This window comes from Streptomyces sp. NPDC003393, from assembly GCF_053589015.1.
In genome coordinates, this window is sequence record NZ_JBSFRB010000018.1 from 79,073 (window position 1) to 103,334 (window position 24,262).

A 24,262-nucleotide genomic window follows, 5' to 3' on the forward strand; every position below is an offset into this window, starting at 1 on the left:
CCGGTCCGCCACGCTCGGTGCGCGCTCGGCCCTGAACGGCGAGGACCGGCGGCACCGCTGCGCCGGAACCGTGCCGATGCTGCCTTGTGAGCCGGTTGTCACGCGGTGTGAAGTGGCCGATTGTCAGTGGCGTCGGGTTGCATGGGGGGATGGACGATCTGAAGCTCCGCGCCGAAGCCGACACCATTCTCGCCGAACTGGTCGGTCACCCCGAGGCGTCGGCGCGGCTGCGGGAGGATCAGTGGCAGGCGGTGGCAGCCCTCGTGAGGGAGCGCCGCCGCGCTCTGGTGGTGCAGCGCACCGGGTGGGGCAAGTCCGCGGTGTACTTCGTGGCCACCGCGCTCCTGCGCCGGCGTGGATCCGGCCCCACGGTGATCGTCTCGCCGCTGCTGGCGCTGATGCGCAATCAGGTCGAGTCGGCGGCGCGGGCCGGTATCCGGGCACGCACCATCAACTCGGCGAATCCGGAGGAATGGGACGCCATCCACGTGGAGGTCGAACGCGGCGAGACCGACGTCCTCCTCGTCAGTCCCGAGCGCCTCAACTCGGTGGACTTCCGTGACCAGCTGCTTCCCCGGCTCGCGGCCACGACCGGTCTGCTGGTGGTCGACGAGGCGCACTGCATCTCCGACTGGGGGCACGACTTCCGCCCCGACTACCGCCGGCTGCGGGCGATGCTGGCGGAGCTGCCGGCCGGTGTGCCGGTACTCGCCACGACGGCGACGGCCAACGCGCGGGTCACCGCGGACGTCGCGGAGCAGTTGGGTACGGGGGGCGGTGAGGCTCTGGTGCTGCGCGGCCCACTGGACAGGGAGAGCCTGCGGCTCGGCGTGGTCCGACTGCCGGACGCCGCGCACCGTCTGGCGTGGCTGGCCGAGCACCTGGACGAGCTGCCCGGTTCCGGGATCGTCTACGCGCTGACCGTGGCCGCGGCCGAGGAGGCCGCCGCCTTTCTGCGGCAGCGCGGCTTCCAGGTCAGCTCCTACACCGGTCGGACGGAGAACGCCGACCGGCTGCAGGCCGAGGCCGACCTGTTGGACAACAGGGTCAAGGCGCTGGTCGCCACGTCGGCGCTCGGGATGGGATTCGACAAGCCGGACCTGGGGTTCGTGGTGCACCTGGGCTCGCCGTCCTCGCCGATCGCCTACTACCAGCAGGTCGGCCGTGCGGGGCGCGGTGTCGAGCACGCGGATGTGCTGCTGCTGCCGGGAAAGGAGGACGAGGCCATCTGGCGCTACTTCGCCGATACCGCGTTCCCGCCCGAGTCGCAGGTCCGCCAGACCCTCTCGGCCCTCGCCGACGCGGGACGGCCGCTGTCCGTGCCGGCTCTGGAGGCCCTCGTCGATCTCCGGCGTACCCGTCTGGAGGCCATGCTCAAGGTGCTCGACGTGGACGGCGCCGTCAAGCGGGTGAAAGGCGGCTGGATCTCCACCGGCGAACCATGGGTCTACGACTCCGAGCGGTACGCCCGGGTGGCGCGCCAGAGGGCGGCCGAGCAGCAGGCCATGCGGGACTACGCGAACTCGACCGGGTGCCGGATGGAGTTCCTGCGGCGGCAACTGGACGACGAGGGGGCCGCGCCGTGCGGCCGTTGCGACAACTGCGCGGGGGCCTGGACCGATTCCTCGGTCTCGCCGGAGGTCCTGGCGGGGGCGGCGAAGGAGCTGGATCGCCCGGGGGTGGAGATCGAGCCGCGCCGGATGTGGCCGACGGGCATGGCCGCACTGGGCATCGATCTCAAGGGGCGCATCCCGGCCGCTGAGCAGTGCGCCACCGGGCGTGCTCTGGGCCGGCTGTCGGACATCGGCTGGGGCAACCGGCTGCGCCCGCTGCTGGCCGAGGGTGCGCCCGACGGCCCGGTCCCCGACGACGTACTGCGGGCCGCGGTGGCGGTCCTCGCCGACTGGGCGCGCTCTCCGGGCGGCTGGGCGCCCGGCGTGCCGGACGCCTCGGCCCGGCCGGTGGGAGTCGTCGCTGTGCCGTCGTCGAGCCGGCCGCACCTGGTCGGCTCCCTCGCCCAGGGCATCGCGTCCATCGGTCGCCTGCCCTTCCTGGGCACCCTGGCGTACACCGCGCAGAGCGGTGCGCACGCGGCACACCGCAGCAACTCCGCCCAGCGTCTCAGGGCGCTGTCCGACGCTCTCACCGTTCCTCGGGACCTGGCCGACGCCCTGCGCGACTCTCCCGGCCCCGTCCTGCTGGTCGACGACTACACCGACTCCGGCTGGACCCTCGCCGTCACCGCTCGCCTGCTGCGCAGGGCGGGGAGTGCAAGCGTTCTTCCGCTGGTACTTGCCGCGACTGCCTGAGCCTGCCTGCTCGACCGGGCTTCCTTGCGGGACGGCCGACGTGCTTGATGTGCCCCTGATGGAAGTTATCCACAGGCTCAAGCGGAGGTCGATATTCCGCGAGATCGTCGACGCATGACGAATCACAGCGAAACGACCGGATCCTTCGGAAACGGCGAGGTCTCCTACCAAGGACCCGGCTCCTGTGCGGGCCCCGGCCCGGAGCACCAGGTCACTCTGCGCACCCCGGCCGAGCTCGCGGACGCGTTGCCGTATCTGCTCGGATACCGGCCTGAGGACAGCATCGTCCTGGTCGCCCTGCACGACCAGGGCGGACGCGGCCGGTTCGGCGGCCGTGCCAGGCTCGGCATCCCTCCCCACCGCGACGACTGGCCGTCGGCGGCCCGCCAACTGGCCCATGGCCTGATCACGGGCGGCGAGCGCCGGGGCGCCAAGCCCGAGCAGATGGTCGCGTTCGTGTGCCAGGAGCCCTCGGCGGGTGAGTCGGGGCGCGATGTCATGCGGCGGCTGCGGCCGCTGGCCCAGAAACTGCGCACGGAGTGCGGCCGCCTCGACGTGCCGGTGATCGAGGCGTTGTGCATCTCAGGCGGCCGCTTCTGGTCCTACTGCTGCCCCAACGACAGGTGCTGTCCCGACGAGGGACTGCCCATGGGCCTGCCCGGCACGTCCGTGCTGGCCGCGGCGGCGGCCTACGCCGGCGTCCAGGTGCGGGGCAGCCTGCGGGAGTTGCGCGCCAGGCTGCTTCCCTGGGAGACCTCCGCCGCCCGGAGCCAGGAGCTCGCACTGGATGCCGCCGGCACGGCCCTGGTGCCCAGGATCCTCGACGAGGCCGACCGCGCCGCCGTGGCCGAGGAGACCTTGCGGCTCGCGGAAACCGTGATGCGGCGGTTCGCCGAGGCGTCCGCCGCCTCCGGGACGGCTGCCGCCGACCTCCGCGACGACCGCCTGCTTCAGGACGAGGAAGCAGCCGTGCTCATTCTCGGCCTGCAGGACCGCACCACGCGTGACCGCGCGGCCGCGTGGATGGAGGGCGACGAGGCGGACCCGGCGCTGCGGCTGTGGCGGGCCCTGGCCCGACGCTGTGTGGGCGCGTACGGCGAACACGCCGCCGCGCCGCTGACCCTCGCGGGCTGGGTGGCCTGGTCCGTCGGGGACGGCGTCGAGGCACGAGAGGCCCTGGCGATGGCGCTGGGCGCGGACCCCGACTATCTCTTCGCGCGTCTTCTGCACCAGGCCTGCAACGAGGGTCTGGACCCGGAATCGGTCCGCCGCTGCCTGCGCGCGGAGCGCGAGGCGCGGGCACGCTCCGGGGCGGGAGAGGCCGACGCCGGCCGCCCGTGCCGGGACCCGGGGCAGACGGACGACGGCGGAGACAGGGCGGAGACGGCCGGCGCGCGAGGCGTCGAGGAGGGGGACGGTGCGACGACGGAAGACGCGGCGGAAGCCGGCGCCGGGGAGTACGGGCACAGTGCGGAACCCGTCGCCGAGCCGGTGGCCGGGCACACCACGACCGGCACCGGGACCGGTCGTCCGTCGATGCCGGATGCATCGTCGTCCCGACCGTTCCGGTCCGGCATCGAGGGATCGGACCCGGCCCGTCCGAGTTCTGACCCCACGCGCCCGGCGACGGCCCGGACCGACAGCGCACACCCCGGCCCGTCCAGGGAGCCGGGCCGCGTCCGCACGCGGGGCACGGCGAGGGGTGGCACCCGCCGCCGAGGTGCCCGCCGCAGCACCACCGACCCGAGGTGCGAAACCCGTCGGCACGACACATGAGCAGACCGCGGGCGGCGGAGCCCGGAGGGCCGGACGAGTGGCCCACGGTACGACCGACCGCCGTTCGGTCGGCTTCCCCGGCCACGGGCGTGACCCGGACGCGGACTGGCCGCCGCGGGCTACGAGACGGAGGCCGGTTCGCTGCTGCGCGGTGTCCTGGCGGCGGCCGAGGCCATCGATCACCGGCTGCCGAAGAGGTTCGCCGGGGAGCGGCGCAGCGACGGCGGCAGCCCGGTGCTCCACCCCGCGGCCTGCCGCCCGTCGGCCACGGCGGCGGTCGCAGTCGTCCTGCTGCTGACCGCACTCGCGGGCATCCGCCCCGACGCCCCGGCTCGCACGGTCACGCTCCGCCCGATGCGCACCGCACCCCTCGGCGAGATCGGATTCACGGGACTGAGGGTCGCCGGTGCTCCCTTCTCCGTACGGGTCAGCAGACTCGGACTCGCCCTGGTCGAGGAGGCCGCCGACGGGCTGCAACTCGGAGTGTGACCTCGTACGAGGCGGCGGCGGACGGAGCTGGGAGACGGTCCATGAGAACTACGGCGGAGCACAGCGGACCAGCCACCGATGCGGCCCGGCGGAAGGAGTGTTTATCGTCAGGCAGACGACTATGATCGCCGCATGCCCTACGACCCGTCAGCCTTTCCGCCCTTCGCCGTCACCGTGGACCTGGTCGTGCTGACCGTGCGCCGCCATTCCCTGTGCGCGCTGGCGGTGCGCAGGGGAGAGCCTCCTTTCCAGGGCCGCTGGGCACTCCCCGGCGGCTTCGTGCGGGCTGACGAGGACCTGGCGCAGGCGGCGGCGCGCGAGTTGGCCGAGGAGGCCGGACTGCAGGTGCACGACCCCTCCACTCCTGTCCAGGACCATGGCGCGCACCTGGAGCAGCTCGCGACCTACGGTGACCCGAAGCGCGACCCGCGCATGCGCGTCGTCAGCGTCGCTCATCTCGCCCTCGCCCCCGACCTGCCCGCGCCCCGGGCGGGAGGTGATGCCAGCAACGCCCGCTGGGCACCGGTGGAAGAGTTGTTGCAGCCCAGTGGCTACGACCGCGACGGCGAGGCGTTGGCCCCGCTCGCGTTCGATCACGCCCAGATCCTTGCCGACGGGGTGGAGCGCGCCCGTTCGAAGATCGAGTACTCGTCGCTGGCGACGGCGTTCTGCCCACCCGAGTTCACCGTCGGGGAACTGCGCCGTGTCTACGAGGCGGTGTGGGGTGTGGCGCTCGACCCGCGCAACTTCCACCGCAAGGTCACCGGGACCCCGGGCTTCCTGGTGCCCACCGGGGGCACGACCACCCGCCAGGGCGGACGGCCGGCCCAGCTTTTCCGGGCGGGCGGCGCCACCCTGCTCAACCCGCCGATGCTGCGCCCCGAGGTCTGATGCCGCCACTCTCTTGTGTGCTGCCCTGGCGACCGGCTTCGTTTGCGAAGGGCGAACACCTGGTCGGACGGGCGTGGCGGCGATGCCGAAAGTGCGCTGCGGTACCCGAAAAAACGGATATAACGCGCTATCTTGCTGCGGGTGATCCAGGCCTTCGGACTGACCAGCGACTCCCGTAAGGACCTTCCGCCCGCCGTCGACGACGTGACGTTCGAAGCGCACCCGGGGCGAGTCACCGCGCTCCTCGGGACGGTCGGTGCGGGAAAGACGACGACGCTGAGACTCATGCTCGAACTCCAACAGGGCCGAGGCATCACCTACTTCAGGGGCCGCCCCCTGCACCGCATCTCCCATCCGTCGCGCGAGGTCGGTGTCCTGCTGGGCGACGTGCCCGGGCATCCGTCCCGCACGGTGCGGGGTCATCTCCGCATGCTCTGCGCGGCCTCGGGCCTTCCGGCCCGGCGCGCCGACGAAATCCTCGAGGTCGTCGGGCTGGTCAGCTTTCGGGACGAACGCCTGGGCACTCTGTCCCGCGGTATGGACCGCCGCCTGGGCCTGGCCTGCGTCCTGCTGTCCGATCCGCACACGCTGGTCCTCGACAACCCGGCCGGTGGACTCTCCCCCCGCGAAGGCCGATGGCTGCACGGCATGCTGCGGGCCCACGCGACCCAAGGCGGTACGGTCCTCTTCACCACCGCCGACTCCAAGGAGGCGGCCCGGACGGCGGACCGTGTCGTCACGATCGATCGCGGCACGCTCGTCGCCGACCAGGAGGTCGCGGACTTCGCCCGCAACCGGCTCCGCCCCCGGGTCGCGGTCCGCAGTCCGCACGCCACCCGCCTCGCGGCCCTCCTGGCGAAGGAGGCCCGCACCGCCCACCGCTCCGTGGAGGTCGTACGCGAGGAGGGCAACCGCCTGTGCGTCTACGGCAGCACATGCGCCGATGTCGGCGAGCTCGCGTTCCGCCACGGCATCCCCATTCACCAACTCGCCGACGAGGTGGGTGACATGGGCCCAGGTGCAGGTGCGGATACCGGTGCGGGCGCCAGCGGTGCTCAGCCCGTCGCGGCACTGGCTGCCAAGGGGTCACGGGCGGCGGCCGCCGTCAGCGCGGCAAGCGTGTCCTCGGCATCGGATCCCGGTTCCTCCGCCACGCGTGACGAGGAGACGTGCGCCGCCGGGCGCTTGGAGGGCGGGACCGTGCCTGAGCGGCGGGAGGCGGGATCGGCCGACCGAGCGGCCGAGAAGGCGTCCGTCACCACCTCGAAGGCGGCCTCGCCCAGCATGCGCGGCAGCGACGGAGCCTCCGATGCGACGAGCACCGACGACGCGGGCCCCGACCAGGCACCCCTCGCCCAGGCATCCCTCGCCCAGGCACCCCTCGCCCAGGCACCCCTCGCCCAGGCAAGCCTCACCGAGTCGCTTGTCGCCCAGGGGTCCCCGGCGGCGCGTACCAGGGGTGCTCCCGGCCACAACACCCTGCTCGACGGCTGGGTCGTCCAGGGTGCGGGCCGTGATGCCCCGGACCCGGCGGCCGGGAGGCGCTCCGGCACCTTCTCCGCCGTCACTCACCCCGAGGCGCCCTCCGGCACAGCCCGCCAAGAGGCGTCGCCCACCACAGGGGCGGACGTCGCGGCCACGACGACCGGCCACAATGACTTCGCAGGCCACAATGACTTCGCCGGCCACGACGACACCGGCCACGACGACTCCGCCGACGCCCGTAGCGACCCCCCGCTCCCACTGCCGCACTCCGCGGAGACGCCCGTCCTCGCCCATCTCAAGGACGCATCCGCCTCCACGCAGCCCCCGGACGCCCCCGGTCGCGCGAAGGCCCCCCAGGCGCTTCCCGAGGCCGTACCGCACTCCTCGTCCCCGCAGCACCCGGAGCACCCGGAGCACCCGAACTCACGGTCATCACCCCCGCAGCGCGCCACTCCCGGCCGCACAAGTCCCCGACCCGCGCGCTCGCGGCGCGGCACCCCGCCTGCTGCCACCGGCGTCGGCCGGCCCTCGAAGGCTCAGTCGGCGGTCGGTCACCCGTGGTCCACGCAGCCCTCGATCCCCACCCCGCGTCCGGCGGAGGCCGTCACGTTCGACACCTCCTCCCCGCTCCCTCCTCCCATCTCCGTCCGTCCCGGGCCCAGTCCGCTGCGCCCCCTGCGCTATGAGCTGCGTCGCGCCTCCGGCGTCGGTACGGGGTTCGTCACCGCTGCCGTCGTCCTCGGTGTCTCCGTCCTCACGACCCTGATCATGGGACGGCTCGGCCACACCTCCCAGCCACGGCTGCTGGTGGCCTGGCCGCAGGACTTCCCTCTACCGCCCGCGGCGCTGGGGGCCGGGCTGCTCGGCGCGTTCTCCTTCGGTGACGAGTTCCGCCACCCCGCGCTGGCTGCGGACCGCGGAACCGTGCCCCGCCGTCTCGGGCTGCTCGCGGCGAAGCTCCTCGTCGCCGGCGCCACCGCGCTGCTCCTGTCCTTCCTCACGATCGGCTGCGACGCCGAGGCGCTCTACCTGGTCTACGGACGGGAGCTCACCCAGGTTCCCGGCGACTGGCTCTGGCTCGGAGCCAGTTGGACCGGCCTGATGGTGGGGTGCGCCTGGGCCGGCGTACTGGCCGCGGGACTGTTCCGCTCCACCACCGCCGGGCTCGCGGCCGTCCTCGCCGTTCCGGTCGTCGTCGTGCCCGCCGTGCAGAAGGCACTGGGTGGCGCGGCCGGGGACGCGGCCGGTCTGCCCGCGCGGTTGCGCCGCACGTTCCTGCTGGAGTGGCCCTTCGGGGGAGACCGCTATCTGGCCGCCACGGCTCGCGTGATCGCGCAACCTGTGGGCAGCGCTCTCACGTTGTCCCTGGCAGCGCTGCTCGGCGGGTATCTGGTGCTGACCCTGCGAAGCAGGGTCAGATGACAACCGCTCGCGCTCTTTCGGTCGCGCATTGTGCGCAACTCCCCACGGAAAGCACATTTCTTTCCGATAAGGCGTCAATTGCGACGGAGTGAGCGATCACCCTTTCGTGTGCTTTTCACCAAAGACCTCAAGGGAGTTGGAAGCGACGCCGACAAAGGATCCGTGAGTACCCTTGCGCACACCATGATGACCGCCGCCCGCAACTCAGACTCCGGTCTGGCCGGCTCGGGCGAACTCGACCGCTACCCGTACGCGGAGGCACACGTCCCCGACCGCGTCGCAAGCCCCCCGTGGGAGGGGGCGGACCCGGAGCTGGGGCGCGTGAGCCGGCGCGCCGCCGGCAGCCGGGGTCGCGGACTGCACGGCCAACTCGTCCAGCAGCTGGGTCAGATGATCGTCTCCGGAGACCTGGGCGCCGACCGCCCGCTGGTGCCCGAGGAGATCGGCCAGCGCTTCGAGGTGTCCCGCACCGTCGTCCGCGAGTCACTCCGTGTCCTGGAGGCCAAGGGCCTGGTCAGCGCCCGGCCGAACGTCGGCACGCGCGTGCGCCCGGTCAGCGACTGGAATCTCCTCGACCCGGACATCATCGAGTGGCGGGCCTTCGGGCCGCAGCGCGACGACCAGCGCCGTGAGCTGAGCGAGCTGCGCTGGACGATCGAACCGCTCGCGGCGCGGCTCGCCGCCGGGCACGGGCGCGAGGACGTCCAGCAGCGCCTCTCCGACATGGTCGAGATCATGGGGCACGCCCTGGGGCAGGGCGACGCGCTCACCTTCTCCCGCGCGGACGCCGAATTCCACAACTTGCTGATCCAGATCGCGGGCAACCGGATGCTGGAACACCTCTCCGGGATCGTTTCCGCCGCTCTTCAGGTCTCCGGCGGCCCGGTCACGGGCTGCGACCGGCCGAACGAGACGTCCCTGGCGCAGCACACCCGGATCGTGGACGCGCTGGCCGCCGGCGACGGCGCTGCGGCCGAGGCCGCCATGCGCCAGTTGCTCACGGTGCATCCCGAGATCGAGCGGGTGGTTCCCGCGCCGCGCGAGCACTGAGCGGCGAGCGCCCCGGCGCGGACGGCATGGCAGGCTCTGCCGTCCTCCCGAGGTCTCACCCGGCCGGTGAGCGGCCTCTCGCAGGACCCCGCCGGATCCCCGCGCACTCGGCGGGGTCCGCGCATGAGGAGCGGGCGAGATCCTGAGAGGTCCTGTCGGCGGACCCGGGCTCGGTGGGGGCCCGGGAGACCCGCCGGAGCAGCCTGTCGGTGTCTGGTGAACTCTTATGCCCGCTTATGACAACTTATGAGTGCTTACGGGGTGTGACTCGGGCCACGCGGAATGGGCGTAACGCTCGTGGGAACAACGCGATGACCTAAGAGGTGACAGCCGCGGAGGGAATACGGACGCCGTTCACGGCGCTGTGCATCTTCCCGGCTCCCGCCCGTACCGTCGGCCCAATCCCCAGGCCGGTGGTCGGCTCCTGTCCACTGTGGACGGGGCCGGAAGCCGTTTTCCAACGTTCCGAGAGGTTGTTCGTGTCGGCCAGCACATCCCGTACGCTCCCGCCGGAGATCGCCGAGTCCGTCTCTGTCATGGCGCTCATCGAGCGGGGAAAGGCTGAGGGGCAGATCGCCGGCGACGATGTGCGTCGGGCCTTCGAAGCTGACCAGATTCCGGCCACTCAGTGGAAGAACGTACTGCGCAGCCTCAACCAGATCCTCGAGGAAGAGGGTGTGACGCTGATGGTCAGTGCCGCGGAGCCCAACAAGCGCACCCGAAAGAGCGTCGCAGCGAAGAGTCCGGCCAAGCGCACCGCCGCCAAGACGGTCGCGGCCAAGACAGTGACCGCCAGGAAGGCAACCGCCACCGCCACCCCGGCGGCGCCCGCCGTCGACACGCCCGTCGAGGACGACGCTCCCAAGAAGGCTGCCGCCAAGAAGGCGCCTGCCGCGAAGAAGGCGGTGGCGAAGAAGGCGACCGCCGCCACCGCGAAGAAGACGGCGGCCAAGAAGACCGCTGCCAAGAAGGACGACGCCGAGATTCTCGAGGAAGAGGTGCTCGAGGACCCCAAGGGCGCGGAGGAGCCGGAAGGCGCCGAGAGCGCCGGGTTCGTACTCTCCGACGAGGACGAGGACGACGCCCCCGCCCAGCAGGTCGCCGCGGCCGGCGCCACCGCCGACCCGGTCAAGGACTACCTCAAGCAGATCGGCAAGGTCCCCCTGCTCAACGCCGAGCAGGAGGTCGAGCTGGCCAAGCGCATCGAGGCGGGTCTCTTCGCCGAGGACAAGCTGGCCAACTCCGACAAGCTCGCCCCCAAGCTCAAGCGTGAGCTCGAAATCATCGCCGAGGACGGCCGCCGCGCCAAGAACCACCTCCTGGAGGCCAACCTCCGACTGGTGGTCTCGCTGGCCAAGCGCTACACCGGCCGCGGCATGCTCTTCCTGGACCTCATCCAGGAGGGCAACCTCGGTCTGATCCGCGCGGTCGAGAAGTTCGACTACACCAAGGGCTACAAGTTCTCCACGTACGCCACCTGGTGGATCCGGCAGGCGATCACCCGGGCGATGGCCGACCAGGCCCGCACCATCCGTATCCCGGTGCACATGGTCGAGGTCATCAACAAGCTCGCGCGCGTCCAGCGCCAGATGCTCCAGGACCTGGGCCGCGAGCCCACGCCGGAGGAGCTGGCCAAGGAGCTCGACATGACCCCGGAGAAGGTCATCGAGGTCCAGAAGTACGGCCGTGAGCCCATCTCGCTGCACACCCCGCTGGGCGAGGACGGCGACAGTGAGTTCGGTGACCTCATCGAAGACTCCGAGGCCGTCGTCCCGGCCGATGCCGTCAGCTTCACGCTCCTGCAGGAGCAGCTGCACTCCGTGCTGGACACCCTGTCCGAGCGCGAGGCCGGCGTCGTCTCCATGCGCTTCGGCCTCACCGACGGTCAGCCGAAGACCCTCGACGAGATCGGCAAGGTGTACGGCGTGACGCGTGAGCGGATCCGCCAGATCGAGTCCAAGACCATGTCGAAGCTGCGCCACCCGTCGCGTTCGCAGGTCCTGCGCGACTACCTCGACTAGGTCACGACCTCAGGTCACCGAAGGCCCGGCCCCCGATCGGGGCCGGGCCTTCGTGCTGCGGCTCGCGCCGGTCTGCCCGACTCTGGGTGTTCAACGATCATCCCAGAGTGAGGAGTGCGTATGCGACGCCGTCTTGCCCGGGCGCTGGCCCGGCCGCTCGTCCTTGCGGCGGCGGGAGCCGTGATACCGCTGGTGAACGCGGCCCCGGCAGTCGCTGACAGCGTTGTCATCGGCGGCTTCCCCGTCGATGTGTCGCAGAGCCCGTGGACTGTGGCGCTCTCCAGCCGTGACCGGTTCGGGGGTACGCGCGCGGGGCAGTTCTGCGGGGGTGTGGCCGTCAGTCGAACCGCCGTGCTCACCGCGGCCCATTGTCTGGGCGGGGATGTGGTGGGCGCGCCGCCGACAGGGGATCTGAAGATCATCACTGGCCGCACGAACCTGCTCTCCAGCGGCGGCAAGGAGATCCGGGTGCGCGCCATCTGGGTCAATCCGCAGTACGACACGGCCACCAACGCGGGTGATTTCGCCGTGCTCACCCTCGCCGAGCCCGTGTCGTCGAGCGCCGTCATCCCCATGGCGGGGCCGGGTGACCCGGCATACACGCCGGGGACGAGAGCGGTGGTCTACGGCTGGGGGGACACCACAGGTGCCGCCGCCTACGCCCACACCCTGCACGGGGCACGGGTGCATGTGCTGCCCGACGCCCAGTGCGAGCGCGCCTATCCGGGCAACGCCGAGGGCACGTACAAGCCCGGGACGATGCTGTGTGCGGGCGAGACCGGAGGTGGCCGGGACGCCTGCCAGGGGGACAGCGGGGGTCCGCTGGTCGCCAAGGGTCGGCTGATCGGACTGGTGTCGTGGGGGAACGGCTGTGGACGAGCGGAGAGCCCCGGCGTCTACACGCGGGTCTCCGCTGTCGTGCGAGCGCTCACAGGGGCCGGTGGCTCCCGGGCGCCGCACCAGGGGGGCGGTGAGACCGCCTGACGAGGATCGCCCGCCATGGCTGGGGCCGCTGTCTTTGGTCCCAGCGGCGTGAAAACGGGCGGCCGCTCCCGCGTCGGGAACGGCCGCCCGTTCGCCGGCCTGGCCGGCCGTGGCTCGTCGCGCGAGGGTCAGTGCTCGTCGTCGGACGCGCTTGCCGGAACAGACGTCAGACGCTCGGTCTCGTCCTGTATCTCAGCGGCGATCTTCTTGAGTTCCGGCTCGAACTTGCGACCGTGGTGGGCGCAGAAGAGCAGTTCTCCGCCGCTCAGCAGGACGACGCGCAGATATGCCTGGGCGCCGCAGCGGTCGCAGCGATCAGCGGCCGTCAGCGGGCTCGCGGGGGTCAGAACAGTAGTCACGTCGCCTCTTCTCTAGCTCGACGAGCTGTCGTACCAGGGTCAACATCCAACCAGCCCCAAACGTTCCCGCTCGTGGCATTTCCTCGAAAAAATCTTCCCGAGTGGCTGTCCGTTGCCGGTTTGGCGGCGAATGTGCCGTATTACGTCTGTATGTCTTACGGGTTCGCGCTGTCGGTCATGGTCAATCCTCCCCGGCGGGGTTGCCGGTTGTTCAGGAGGACGTGCCCGGAGCCTAAATGGTTCATGCCTCGAAGGGAACGTGATATGTGCTTCACTCCATCGAGGTATCGAACGTGCATGCGACTCTCGACTAGTCTGTGTCGATGCAGAGGGTTGCGTTGCAGCGGCTCTACCAGGCCTCGGTACCCTCTGAGCGGCAACCGAAGCCGCGCCCTTCCCCACCAGGGCCCAACTTGAAATTCAGCGAGGAGCGAACCGCGTGACCGCCGATACGTCCGTGCCGTCCACAGCGCTGCTGGCAGGAGCAGACCGGGACGGTTCCAACTACACCGCGCGGCACCTGCTCGTCCTCGAGGGCCTCGAAGCCGTGCGCAAGCGCCCGGGCATGTACATCGGGTCCACCGACAGCCGTGGCCTGATGCACTGCCTGTGGGAGATCATCGACAACTCCGTGGACGAGGCCCTCGCGGGCGTCTGCGACCACATCGAGGTGGTCCTGCACGACGACGGCTCGGTGGAGGTGCGGGACAACGGCCGCGGCATCCCGGTCGACGTCGAGCCCAGGACCGGTCTGTCGGGCGTCGAGGTCGTCATGACCAAGCTGCACGCCGGCGGCAAGTTCGGCGGCGGCTCGTACGCGGCCTCCGGCGGCCTGCACGGCGTCGGCGCCTCCGTCGTCAACGCCCTGTCCGCCCGGCTGGACGTCGAGGTGGACCGCGGCGGCCACACCCACGCCATCAGCTTCCGGCGCGGCGTGCCCGGAGCGTTCACGGGCAACGGACCCGACGCCAGGTTCGAGGCGAAGGGCGGCCTGCGCAAGGCCAAGAAGATCCCCAAGGCCCGCACCGGCACGCGCGTGCGCTACTGGGCGGACCGCCAGATCTTCCTCAAGGACGCCAAGCTCTCCCTGGAGACTCTGCACCAGCGCGCCCGCCAGACCGCGTTCCTGGTGCCGGGCCTGACCATCGTCGTGCGGGACGAGTACGGCCTCGGGGAGGGCGGCAGCAAGGGCGAGGAGTCCTTCCGCTTCGACGGTGGCATCAGCGAGTTCTGCGAGTACCTGGCGAGCGACAAGCCGGTCTGCGACATCCTCCGCTTCAATGGTCAGGGCACCTTCAAGGAGACCGTCCCCGTCCTCGACGACCACGGCCAGATGACGCCCACCGAGGTCACCCGCGAGCTCGGCGTGGACGTCGCGTTGCGCTGGGGGACCGGCTACGACACGACGGTGCGGTCCTTCGTCAACATCATCGCCACCCCCAAGGGCGGCACCCACGTCGCCGGCTTCGAGCAGGCCGTCGCCAAGACGCTCAACGAGGTACTGCGGGCCAAGAAACTGCTGCGTGTCGCGGAGGACGACATCGTCAAGGACGACGCGCTGGAGGGCCTCACCGCAGTGGTCACGGTCCGCCTCGCAGAGCCCCAGTTCGAGGGCCAGACCAAGGAGGTCCTCGGCACCTCGGCGGCCCGCCGGATCGTCAACACCGTGGTGACCAAGGAACTCAAGGCGTTCCTGACCTCCACCAAGCGCGATGCCGCGCAGCAGGCACGCGTGGTGCTGGAGAAGGCCGTCGCCGCCGCCCGTACACGGATCGCAGCCCGCCAGCACAAGGACGCGCAGCGTCGCAAGACGGCTCTGGAGTCCTCCTCGCTGCCGGCCAAGCTGGCCGACTGCCGCAGCGACGACGTCGACCGGAGCGAACTGTTCATCGTCGAGGGCGACTCCGCCCTCGGTACGGCGAAGCTGGCCCGCAACTCCGAGTTCCAGGCGCTGCTGCCCATCCGCGGCAAGATCCTCAACGTCCAGAAGTCGTCCGTCACGGACATGCTGAAGAACGCCGAGTGCGGCGCGATCATCCAGGTCATAGGAGCGGGCTCGGGCCGCACCTTCGATCTCGACGCCGCCCGCTACGGCAAGATCATCATGATGACCGACGCCGACGTGGACGGCTCTCACATCCGGACCTTGCTCCTGACGCTGTTCCACCGCTACATGCGGCCGATGGTCGAGTCCGGCCGGGTCTTCGCCGCGGTGCCGCCGCTGCACCGGATCGAGTTGATCCAGCCGAAGAAGGGCCAGGACAAGTACGTCTACACGTACTCGGACCGCGAGCTGCGCGACAAGCTGCTCGAATTCCAGAGCAAGAACATCCGGTACAAGGACACGATCCAGCGGTACAAGGGCCTCGGTGAGATGGACGCCGACCAACTGGCCGAGACCACCATGGACCCCCGCCACCGCACCCTGCGCCGCATCAACCTCTCCGACCTGGAGGCCGCGGAGGGTGTCTTCGACCTGCTGATGGGCAACGAGGTGGCGCCCCGCAAGGAGTTCATCGCGAGCTCGGCGGCCACGCTGGACCGCTCCCGCATCGACGCGTAGCCGCCTGCCCGGCCGCCCGGCCGGGCACGACGCGGGCCGGGTGGGCCCAGTGCGGGGGCACATCGCGGGGTCGGTGCCTCGGCTCGGCCTGCTCGGTCTTGGCCGCGTCCGACCGCGGTCGCATTCGGCCGTGGTTCGGATCCGTCGCGGTTGGGCCCGGTCGCGGCCAGGGACCGTACGGCCGCGCCCGTCGGGTGCCTCATCCTGCCGTGAAGTTCGTGTTCGTCCTGGCCGGTACCGGGCCGGCCCGGACCTGTACCAGCCCTGCCCACTTACGGTCCGCGCCCTGTTGGGTCCTGCCCTGCTGGATCCCGTCCTGTTCCCGCCCTCGCCGTGTGCCGTCCGGTGCCGGCTTGCACACGGCTCCTACGACACGACTCGCGGTCAGGCTCGTCCGGCCCCGGACGAGCGTGGTTCTCCACCTGGGGGTGGAGACCGGCAAGGTGCGGTTTCCACCCGCGATCCACCCCGGCTCCGATCAGCCGGGCCGCGCTTTTCCGTAGCGTCGAAGGCGTCGACGGCACCCGCCGTCGGCTTCTCCTTTCCGCTCACGGAGGCTGAAGATGTCCGGGCTCGTCAACGTGCTGGTGATCGTGGCCGTCGCCGCCCTGGTGATCGTGCGGCAGTTCGCGGCACGTCGGCTCGACGCCGATCGGCGTTGGTGGGTCCTGCCCGCGATATTGACGTTCGTCGCCCTTCGCGAACCCGGCATCATCGATGCCCACCACAGGGCCGAGTCCATCGCGCTGCTCGCTGCCGAACTGCTCATAGGCCTGGGCACGGGGGCCGGCTGGGCCTTGACCACCCGCATATGGGCAGAGCCGGACGGCACGGTGTGGACCAAGAGCACCAAGGCCAGCGCGGCCGTCTGGATCGGCGGTATCGCCCTGCGCGTTGCCCTCTTCGCGTTGGGTGCCGTGCTCGGCGTGCGCCAGGAGAGCGGGGCCCTGATGGTCGCCCTGGCCGGCACCCTGCTGGTCCGCTCCGGGGTCCTCGTCTGGCGGACGCGTGCCCTGACCCCGGTATCGGCCCCGGTGGCGGCGTACGGTGACGGCAAGCCCCGACCCGCGCGGAAGGAGCGCGTGTGACGGAGAACATCTGGACGCGCTGGCCCTCACCGGAGGCGCTGGGGCGCTTGGGCGTCTCACAGCCCCGACGCCTGCTCAGCTGGGTCGTGCGGGTCCTGGTGATCGGCGGGCTGCTGTGGGGCGCCGTCAGCAGCAGACGGATTCCCCTCTGGGGGGAAGTCGCGGCCGCTCTGGGTGTCCTCGTCGTCGCTGCCGCCGCCTGGGGCTTCTACCGAACGACGCTCGCGCATCGGCTCCTGCCCTCCCTGGCCTTCATCGCGGCGCAGCTGGGCATGGCGGTCGCCGCCGACGCCACCGGCTTCAAGGTGCCCGCCCTGGTCATCTGGTGCGCTTGCGCGGTAGGCGCACTGGAGAGAATGCCACTCGCCGCCGCCGTGCCCGTGGCCGTGGTCTCCCTGACCGCGTACGGCCTGGCGGACGACGACACGTTGCTGACGACCGTCGTCACGAGCGTCGGCCTCGTCCTCGCCGGCTATGTCCTGCGTCTCGACGCCGAGGCGCGCGGAAACGCTCAGCGGCTGCTCGCCCAGGAGCGGGCCGCGCGTGCGGCGGAGGCGAAGTCGGCGGCACTGGCCGAGCGGGCCAGGATCGCCCGGGAGATCCACGACGTGCTGGCCCACAGCCTGTCGGCGCAGCTGGTGCATCTGGAGGCCGCCCGGCTGCTCATCGAGCGTGGGGCGGACCGGGAGCAGGTCCTCGAGCGGGTGGTGGCGGCGCGGGGCATGGCCCGTGACGGTCTTGCCGAGACCCGCCAGGCTCTGTCCGCCCTGCGGGGCGACCTGACCCCGCTGGAGGACTTTCTCAAGGAGCTCGTCGGCATGAACGGTGGTGCCGAGGTCACCGTCTCGGGTGAACGCAGACCGCTGCCCGCCGAGGCCTCGCAGGCCGTGCGCAGGGTCGCGCAGGAAGCCCTCACCAACGTCCGCAAGCACGCTCCGGGCGCCAAGGTGCGGGTACGGCTGGACTACGGCGAGCACCAGGTGATGCTCGATGTACGGGACTCGGGGGGCAGGCCGGGCGAGCTCGCCGCGGCCGGGGGCGGGTACGGTCTGCTGGGCATGCGGGAGCGTGCGGAGCTGCTGGGCGGTTCGCTGGAGGCGGGACCGCACGAGGAGGGGTTCGCGGTGACGTTGAAGGTGCCGGTGTGAGCGAGGAGGCCGGCAGGAAGCCCGCACGGGTGGTGGTCGCGGACGACCAGACGGTTGTCCGGGAGGGCATCGTGATGCTGCTGGGTCTGCTGCCCGGGATCGAGGTCGTGGGCTCGGCGGGAGACGGGGACGAGGCGGTGGAACTCGTCGCGGCACTCGCCCCCGACGTGGTCCTGATGGACCTGCGGATGCCCCGGTGCGACGGTGTGGAGGCCACCCGGCGCATCCGGGCGGAGCACCCGGGGACACAAGTGGTGGTCCTGACGACCTACGCCGACGACGAGTCCTTGTTCCCGGCCCTGCGAGCGGGAGCCCGCGGGTATCTCACCAAGGACGCGGGGGGCGACGAGATCGTCCGGGCGGTGCAGAGCGTGCTGTCCGGTGACGCCGGGCTGTCGCCCGGCATCCAGCGGCGGCTGCTGGAACGGCTGTCCGAGCCGGAACCCGAGCCCGAGCCGGACCCCGCCGCCGAGGCACCGGACGGGCTCACGGCACGGGAGTGCGAGGTTCTGGTGCTGATCGCGGAGGGCCTGACCAACCAGGAGATCGCCCGCCGGCTGCATGTCTCGACCGCGACGGTGAAGACCCACATCAACAATCTCTTCGCCAAGGCAGCCCTCAAGGACCGTGCCCAAGCGGTGCGGTACGCCTACGCGAACGGGCTGGTACGGCCGCCGACCAGGTGAGTCACCTGATGGGGTGAAGAGCGGGGAGAAGGGAAGTCGTGGAACTTCCCGTTCTGTCCATCCTTGGGCATGCAGTCGAGCAATGGCCGGTCCCCCGGGGACGGGGGCGGTCCCGAGAACGCTTCAGGGCACCAGGACGGGCAGGACCCGCCAGCCGAGGACATGAGGTACCGCGACCCCTGGTACGACGCGCTGGCTTCCGGATGGGGTGAGGGAGACGCCACCGGCGCTCCCGTCGCACCCGCACCGGCGGCACGCCGGGCGCAGCAAGCCGCGCCGGGCGTCGGCGCGGCGGCCGAGGTGTATCTGGAGGTGCAGCGCAGCGCGGCGTTCCAGGAAGTCCGCAGCCGTTACCGGAGGTTCGTGGTGCCGGCGGTCGTGGTGTTCTTCGTCTGGTACGTGGCATACGTCGTGACCGCGACGACCGCGCCGGGGCTCATGGCGCGGCCGGTGGCGGGCGCGGTGAACGTGGCGTTGCTCGCGGGGCTGGGCCAGTTCCTCACCACCTTCCTGTTCGCCTGGGCCTACGCACGGCACGCCCGGCTGCGCCGGGACCGGGCCGCGCTGGAACTGCGCTGGGACACCCAGGAACTCACGCGGGGCGCCGCCCAGGGCGGTGCGTCGTGACCCGAGACCATCAGACTCTGGCATTGCTGCTGTTCAGCGTGTTCGTCGCGATCACACTGGCCATCACCACCTGGGTGAGCCGCCACCGGCACGGTTCGGCGGAGGAGTTCTACGCGGGCGGCCGACTGTTCTCTCCCATGGAAAACGGTTTTGCCATCGCGGGTGACTACGCCTCGGCCGCCTCCTTCCTCGGGGTGCCCGGACTGATCGCCTTGTTCGGCTACGACGGGGTGCTCTATGTGGTGGGCTTCCTCGTGGGCTGGCTGGTGGTGCTGTTCCTCGTCGCGGAACTCGTGCGCAACTGCGGCCGGTTCACGCTCGCCGACGTGGTGGCGGCACGGATGAGCGAGCGGCCGGTGCGGATCGCGGCGGGAACCTCGTCGGTCGCCGTGTCCGTTCTGTACCTGGTGGCGCAGATGGTGGGCGCGGGCAGCCTGGTGGCCCTGCTCCTCGGGCGCACGGGCGGGGCGGAGCAGGCGTGGACCGTCATCGGCGTCGGCGCGCTGATGGTGATCTATGTGTCGTTGGGAGGGATGCGCGCCACCACATGGATCCAGATCGTCAAGGCGGTCCTGCTGCTGGGGGGCACCGTCGTGCTGACCGTGCTCGTCATGGTCCGCTTCCACGGCGACATCGACCGGCTGCTGTTCACCGCGGCCGAGCACAGCGGCCACGGGAGTGCCTTCCTGGCACCTGGGCTCAAGTACGGCGGGGACTGGACGGCCCGCCTGGACTTCATCAGTCTCGGCCTCGCGCTGGTGCTCGGCACGGGCGGGCTGCCGCACATCCTGTCCCGCTTCTACACCGTGCCGACCGCGCGTGCCGCCCGCCGTTCGGCGATCTGGTCCATCGGTCTCATCGGCGCCTTCTACCTGATGGCGATCGTCCTGGGCTTCGGCGCCGCGGCGATCGTCGGACCGGAGGCGGTCCGGGGGTCGAACACGGCCGGGAACACGGCGATTCCGCTGCTCGCCCTGGATCTTGGCGGCGGCGTGGACTCCACGGGCGGCACGGTTCTGTTCGCGATCGTGGCCGCCGTCGCGTTCGCCACCATCCTCGCGGTGGTCGCCGGGATCACACTCGCCTCCTCGGCGTCGGTGGCCCACGATCTGTACGCGTCGCTGCGGCGCCGAAGCACACCGCAGCGCGGTGAGGTCGCCGTGGCGAGGGTCGCCGCCGTGGGCATCGGCGTGGTCGCGATCGGTCTCGGTCTGCTCGCCCGTGATCTCAACGTCGCGTTCCTGGTCGGTCTCGCCTTCGCCGTCGCCGCCTCCGCGAACCTGCCGGTGCTGCTCTACTCGCTCTTCTGGCGCGGTTTCACGACCCGCGGCGCGGTGTGGGCCGTCTACGGCGGGCTGATCCCGGCCCTGGTGCTGGTGGTGGTCTCACCGGTGGTCTCCGGCAGCCCCGACTCGCTGTTCCCGGGCGCCGACTTTCAGTACTTCCCGTTGCAGAACCCGGGCATCGTCTCCGTCCCGCTGGGGTTCCTCGCCGGCTGGCTCGGCACCGTCACCTCCGCGGAGACGCCGGACGAGGCCAAGCACGCGGAGACGGAGGTGCGGTCTCTGACCGGAGCGGGGGCTGTGTAGGGCTCTCGTCCAGAAAGCGACGGGCACCGGAAACGGCCGGCCCCGCGGCCGTCATGGCGCGGCGGACCCCATCACGCGTCCTACGGTGCCACCCAGGCGTAACGGTGTTCCGGACGTCCGGTGTCCCCGTACTTCAGGGACAGGCGCAGTCGGCCGGCCTGTTCCAGGTGGCGGAGGTAGCGCTGGGCCGTGGAGCGGCTCAGGCCGGTGCGGACGGCCACCTCGTGGGCCGACAGCGGCTGGTCAGCGCCGTGCAGGACACCGCAGATCAGATCCGTCGTCGGCTCCGAGTGGCCGCTGGGCAGCCCGGGGGCCGAGGGCGCCGGCGTGGTGCGCAGCGCCCCGAAGATCCGGTCCACCTGCTCCTGCCCGGTCACCCCGCGCCCACCGACGCGGTCGACGGTGCGGCGCAGCGCGGCGTAGGACTCCAGGCGGGTGCGCAGCGCCGCGAACGTGAACGGCTTGACCAGGTAGTGCAGCGCTCCGACGCGCATCGCCTGCTGCACGGTGGCCACGTCCCCCGCCGCCGTGATCATGATGACGTCGGTGCCCAGACCCTGTTCCCGCATGCGGTGGACGAGTTCCAGACCCGTTCGGTCGGGCAGGTAGTGGTCGAGCAGGACCAGATCGATGCCGCCGCGCTGCACGCTGGTCAGTGCCTGCGCGGCACTGTGCGCGCGGGCGGTCACCCGGAAGCCGGGAACCTTTCCCACGTACTTGGCGTTGATCTCGGCGACACGGAAGTCGTCATCGACCACCAGGACGTCAATCATCGGGCCTCTTTCTCCCAAGGCCGGGCGAGCGTTGAGCGCGTGTTCGGCTCCGTTGTTCTAGCGCGAGCAAAACGAGCACAACAGATGCTTGCGAGCAAAAGAACGGCTTGTGCCCACAAGACTGCTGCTGTGGCCGGAGCCACACCTACCGTCCCAGGCCATGAGCGCAGACATCAGCCCCGCCATCGAGCTACGGGGCGCGAGCAAAACCTTCAAGACCCCGTCCGGGGGCCTGCACACCGCTGTCAGAGACCTCGACCTCACCGTGCGGCGGGGCGAGTTCGTGGCCGTGGTCGGCCCCACGGGCTGCGGAAAGTCGACCACGCTGACCCTCGTCAGCGGCCTCGAGGAGCCCACGCAGGGCGAGGTGCTGGTGGCCGGTGAACCGGTCCGCGGCGTCGGCGGCAAGGTCGGTTTCGTCTTCCAGCAGGACGCCACGTTTCCCTGGCGGACGGTGCTGTCCAATGTGATGGCCGGACCGCGCTTCCGCGGCGCACCCAAGTCGGAGGCGAAGGAGAAGGCACGCGCGTGGCTGGCGCGGGTCGGGCTCGCCGCCTTCGAGGACCGCTACCCGCACCAGCTCTCCGGCGGACAGCGCAAGAGGGTCGCCCTCGCCGCCACCTTCGTCAACGACCCCGAGATCCTGCTGATGGACGAGCCGTTCTCGGCGCTCGACGTGCAGACCCGGGCGCTGATGTCGGACGAGCTCCTGGAGCTGTGGGAGGGCACGGGCGCCTCGGTCGTCTTCGTCACCCATGACCTGGAGGAGGCCATCGCGCTGGCCGACAGGGTCGTCGTGATGACGGCCGGTCCCGCGACCGTCAAGCAGATCTTCGACATCGACCTGCCTCGTCCGCGCAAGGTCGAGCAGGTGCGTCTCCAGACGCAGTTCATCGAGATCTACCGCGAGATCTGGGAGTCCCTCGGCGAAGAGGTCCGGATCACCCGCGAAAGAGGTGCCGCCCATGTCGCCTGAGGTCCTCGGCACACCGGTCGCCGACACGGCGAAGATTCCGGACCGGGCGCACTCCCGGGCCCGGGCCGCCCGCAGGCGCAAGGCCGTCGTCGGCTCCGCGCGCGTGCTGCTGTTGGTAGCCGTGCTCGGCCTGTGGGAGGTGCTCTCCCGCGCGAAGGTCATCGACCCGTTCAACTTCTCGATGCCCTCGCAGATCTGGGACCAGATCTGGACCTGGATCACGCACGGTACGGCGCTCGGATCGCTCGGCGAGCAGATCTGGTACACGCTCTACGAGGCGCTGCTCGGCTGGGTGTGCGGTGTCGTCACGGGTGTGGTCCTCGGCATCGCGCTCGGACGCATCAGGTTCCTCGCCGATGTGCTCGGCCCCTACATCAAGGTGCTGAACTCCATCCCGAGGATCGTCCTCGCCCCGATCTTCGTGATCTGGTTCGGGCTCGGGCCGGCCTCCAAGGTCGCCTCCGCGGTGGTCCTCGTCTTCTTCCCGGTGTTCTTCAACGCCTTCCAGGGCGCCCGCGAGGTCGACCGCAACCTGGTGGCCAACGCCCGGATCCTGGGCGCGAGCGACCGCAGGGTCACCTTCCAGGTGGTCATTCCGTCCGCGACCTCGTGGATCTTCACCAGCCTCCATGTCAGCTTCGGGTTCGCCCTCATCGGTGCCATCGTCGGTGAGTACATCGGCGCCACCCGAGGCATCGGCCTGCTCGTCGCGCAGTCCCAGGGCACGTTCAACGCCGCCGGTGTGTACGCCGCGATGGTGATCCTGGCCGCGGTCGCGCTCGTCGCCGAGGGGCTGCTCACCTTCGCCGAACGGCGCATCTTCCGCTGGAAGCCCGCGGACTCCGGGCACTGATTCCGGCCCTCGCGGCGACCACCGCCCCGTAGAAGTCCGTCGTTCGAGCCTCCTTCTCGTGCTCTCGACGCCTTTTCTCCCGCACAGCCCTCTCCCAAGGACGTGAAACCGCCATGCGCAAGTCCGTCAGATTCGCCGCGTCGGCCGCCGCCGGCCTGCTCGCCCTGTCCTCCCTCACCGCCTGCGCCAACGACGCGGCCGGCTCGACCGCCCACAGTGGAGGCGGCGGCAAGGGCGAGCACGTCAAGATCATGGTCGGTGGCCTGGACAAGGTCATCTACCTGCCCGCGATGCTGACCCAGCGCCTCGGCTACTTCTCCGCGGAGGGCCTCGACGTCGAACTGCTGAGCGAGCCCGCCGGTGTCCAGGCCGAGACCGCGCTCGTCTCCGGCCAGGTGCAGGGCGCCGTCGGCTTCTACGACCACACCCTCGACCTTCAGGTCAAGGGCAAGCAGGTCGAGTCCGTCGTCCAGTTCTCGCACGCCCCCGGCGAGGTGGAGGTCGTCTCCAGCAAGGCGGCCGGCGCGATCAGTTCGCCGAAGGACTTCACGGGCAAAAAGCTCGGTGTCACCGGCCTCGGCTCCTCGACCGACTTCCTCACCAAGTACCTCGCCGTCAAGAACGGTGTGGATGTCGACGAGTTCTCGCCGGTCGCCGTGGGGGCCGGACCGACCTTCATCTCGGCTCTCCAGAAGGGCTCGATCGACGCCGGTATGACGACCGACCCGACCGTGGCGACGATCCTGGACAAGAAGGCCGGCAAGATCCTGCTCGACATGCGGACCCCCGAAGGTTCGCAGGCAGCGCTCGGCGGCCCGTACCCGTCGTCGAGCCTGTACATGCAGACCGACTGGGTCAACGGCCACAAGGAGACCGTCCAGAAGCTGGTCAATGCGTTCGTCAAGACGCTCAAGTGGATGTCCACTCACAGCGCCTCCGAGATCGCCGCCAAGATGCCCGCCGACTACTCCCAGGGCGACAAGACCCTCTACGCCGAGGCGATCAAGAGCACCCTGCCCATGTTCACCAAGGACGGCGTCATGCCGGCGAACGGCCCGGAGACCGTCGAGAAGGTCCTCAAGGCGTTCAACCCCAACATCAAGAACGCCGAAGTGGACCTGAGCAAGACATTCACCACCGAGTTCGTCGAGAAGGCCACCGGCTGACATCCGT

General features: G+C 70.7%; 18 protein-coding genes and 1 pseudogene. 17 read left to right on the forward strand and 2 right to left on the reverse strand.

Features of this window, described 5'->3' with window-relative positions:
* The first annotated feature begins 149 nt into the window (after nucleotides 1–149).
* The 8 genes and pseudogenes from ACWDUZ_RS19345 to ACWDUZ_RS19380 all read left to right on the forward strand — a co-directional run bounded on the left by ACWDUZ_RS19345 (nucleotide 150) and on the right by ACWDUZ_RS19380 (nucleotide 12,427).
* Nucleotides 150–2,309 carry a RecQ family ATP-dependent DNA helicase gene (locus ACWDUZ_RS19345; RefSeq protein WP_451633004.1) on the forward strand — a complete coding sequence of 720 codons (2,160 nt, stop codon included), beginning with the start codon at nucleotides 150–152 and terminating at the stop codon, nucleotides 2,307–2,309.
* 114 nt (nucleotides 2,310–2,423) lie between these two features.
* Entirely contained in the window at nucleotides 2,424–4,085 is a 1,662-nt protein-coding gene (locus ACWDUZ_RS19350; protein WP_451633005.1) for a DUF4192 domain-containing protein, read from the forward strand.
* Between the two features lie 102 nt (nucleotides 4,086–4,187).
* A pseudogene (locus tag ACWDUZ_RS19355) lies at nucleotides 4,188–4,574 on the forward strand (glycogen debranching N-terminal domain-containing protein); the annotation flags it as partial.
* A 132-nt stretch (nucleotides 4,575–4,706) separates the two neighbouring features.
* Complete coding sequence (locus ACWDUZ_RS19360) at nucleotides 4,707–5,465, forward strand: NUDIX hydrolase (protein ID WP_451633006.1); 759 nt, start codon at nucleotides 4,707–4,709, stop codon at nucleotides 5,463–5,465.
* Nucleotides 5,466–5,606: 141 nt separating this feature from the next.
* On the forward strand, nucleotides 5,607–8,372 hold the full coding sequence (locus ACWDUZ_RS19365) for an ATP-binding cassette domain-containing protein (RefSeq protein ID WP_451633007.1): 2,766 nt from the start codon (nucleotides 5,607–5,609) through the stop codon (nucleotides 8,370–8,372).
* 162 nt (nucleotides 8,373–8,534) lie between these two features.
* Nucleotides 8,535–9,422, forward strand: a complete 888-nt coding sequence (locus ACWDUZ_RS19370; RefSeq protein WP_451633008.1) for a FadR/GntR family transcriptional regulator — start codon at nucleotides 8,535–8,537, stop codon at nucleotides 9,420–9,422.
* A gap of 479 nt (nucleotides 9,423–9,901) precedes the next feature.
* Nucleotides 9,902–11,443, forward strand: a complete 1,542-nt coding sequence (locus ACWDUZ_RS19375; protein ID WP_451633009.1) for an RNA polymerase sigma factor — start codon at nucleotides 9,902–9,904, stop codon at nucleotides 11,441–11,443.
* Between the two features lie 120 nt (nucleotides 11,444–11,563).
* Nucleotides 11,564–12,427, forward strand: coding sequence for a S1 family peptidase (locus ACWDUZ_RS19380; RefSeq protein WP_451633010.1), 864 nt, complete (start codon nucleotides 11,564–11,566; stop codon nucleotides 12,425–12,427).
* Between the two features lie 128 nt (nucleotides 12,428–12,555).
* Here ACWDUZ_RS19380 and ACWDUZ_RS19385 read toward each other — a convergent pair whose 3' ends face one another.
* Nucleotides 12,556–12,786 (reverse strand): DUF7455 domain-containing protein, encoded by a 231-nt coding sequence (locus ACWDUZ_RS19385; protein WP_451633011.1) that lies wholly within the window; start codon nucleotides 12,784–12,786, stop codon nucleotides 12,556–12,558.
* A 439-nt stretch (nucleotides 12,787–13,225) separates the two neighbouring features.
* On the opposite strand from ACWDUZ_RS19385, the gene ACWDUZ_RS19390 reads away from it, so the two are divergent.
* The 6 genes from ACWDUZ_RS19390 (at nucleotide 13,226) to ACWDUZ_RS19415 (ending at nucleotide 20,487) form a co-directional block, all read left to right on the forward strand.
* The gene (locus tag ACWDUZ_RS19390; RefSeq protein ID WP_451633012.1) at nucleotides 13,226–15,349 is read left to right on the forward strand and encodes a DNA gyrase/topoisomerase IV subunit B; all 2,124 of its coding nucleotides are present in this window, start codon (nucleotides 13,226–13,228) and stop codon (nucleotides 15,347–15,349) included.
* A 563-nt stretch (nucleotides 15,350–15,912) separates the two neighbouring features.
* Nucleotides 15,913–16,437 (forward strand): DUF1453 domain-containing protein, encoded by a 525-nt coding sequence (locus ACWDUZ_RS19395; protein WP_451633013.1) that lies wholly within the window; start codon nucleotides 15,913–15,915, stop codon nucleotides 16,435–16,437.
* On the forward strand, nucleotides 16,434–17,585 hold the full coding sequence (locus ACWDUZ_RS19400; RefSeq protein WP_451633014.1) for a sensor histidine kinase: 1,152 nt from the start codon (nucleotides 16,434–16,436) through the stop codon (nucleotides 17,583–17,585). Before ACWDUZ_RS19395 ends, ACWDUZ_RS19400 begins: the two co-directional genes overlap by 4 nt.
* Entirely contained in the window at nucleotides 17,582–18,271 is a 690-nt protein-coding gene (locus tag ACWDUZ_RS19405) for a response regulator transcription factor (RefSeq protein ID WP_451633015.1), read from the forward strand. The genes ACWDUZ_RS19400 and ACWDUZ_RS19405 overlap by 4 nt, the downstream gene beginning before the upstream one ends.
* A gap of 69 nt (nucleotides 18,272–18,340) precedes the next feature.
* Nucleotides 18,341–18,898: a DUF485 domain-containing protein gene (locus ACWDUZ_RS19410; RefSeq protein WP_451633016.1), complete on the forward strand. Its 558-nt coding sequence runs from the start codon at nucleotides 18,341–18,343 to the stop codon at nucleotides 18,896–18,898.
* Nucleotides 18,895–20,487: a solute symporter family protein gene (locus ACWDUZ_RS19415; protein ID WP_451633017.1), complete on the forward strand. Its 1,593-nt coding sequence runs from the start codon at nucleotides 18,895–18,897 to the stop codon at nucleotides 20,485–20,487. Before ACWDUZ_RS19410 ends, ACWDUZ_RS19415 begins: the two co-directional genes overlap by 4 nt.
* Before the next feature lie 80 nt (nucleotides 20,488–20,567).
* Here ACWDUZ_RS19415 and ACWDUZ_RS19420 read toward each other — a convergent pair whose 3' ends face one another.
* Nucleotides 20,568–21,260, reverse strand: coding sequence for a response regulator (locus ACWDUZ_RS19420; RefSeq protein WP_451633018.1), 693 nt, complete (start codon nucleotides 21,258–21,260; stop codon nucleotides 20,568–20,570).
* 160 nt (nucleotides 21,261–21,420) lie between these two features.
* Here ACWDUZ_RS19420 and ACWDUZ_RS19425 point away from each other — a divergent pair, with 160 nt between their 5' ends.
* From ACWDUZ_RS19425 to ACWDUZ_RS19435, 3 genes are all read left to right on the forward strand, one after another.
* Nucleotides 21,421–22,236 (forward strand): ABC transporter ATP-binding protein, encoded by an 816-nt coding sequence (locus tag ACWDUZ_RS19425; protein WP_451633019.1) that lies wholly within the window; start codon nucleotides 21,421–21,423, stop codon nucleotides 22,234–22,236.
* Nucleotides 22,226–23,089, forward strand: a complete 864-nt coding sequence (locus tag ACWDUZ_RS19430; RefSeq protein ID WP_451633020.1) for an ABC transporter permease — start codon at nucleotides 22,226–22,228, stop codon at nucleotides 23,087–23,089. Before ACWDUZ_RS19425 ends, ACWDUZ_RS19430 begins: the two co-directional genes overlap by 11 nt.
* A 113-nt stretch (nucleotides 23,090–23,202) precedes the next feature.
* Nucleotides 23,203–24,255: an ABC transporter substrate-binding protein gene (locus ACWDUZ_RS19435; RefSeq protein WP_451633021.1), complete on the forward strand. Its 1,053-nt coding sequence runs from the start codon at nucleotides 23,203–23,205 to the stop codon at nucleotides 24,253–24,255.
* The last annotated feature ends 7 nt before the right edge of the window (nucleotides 24,256–24,262 follow it).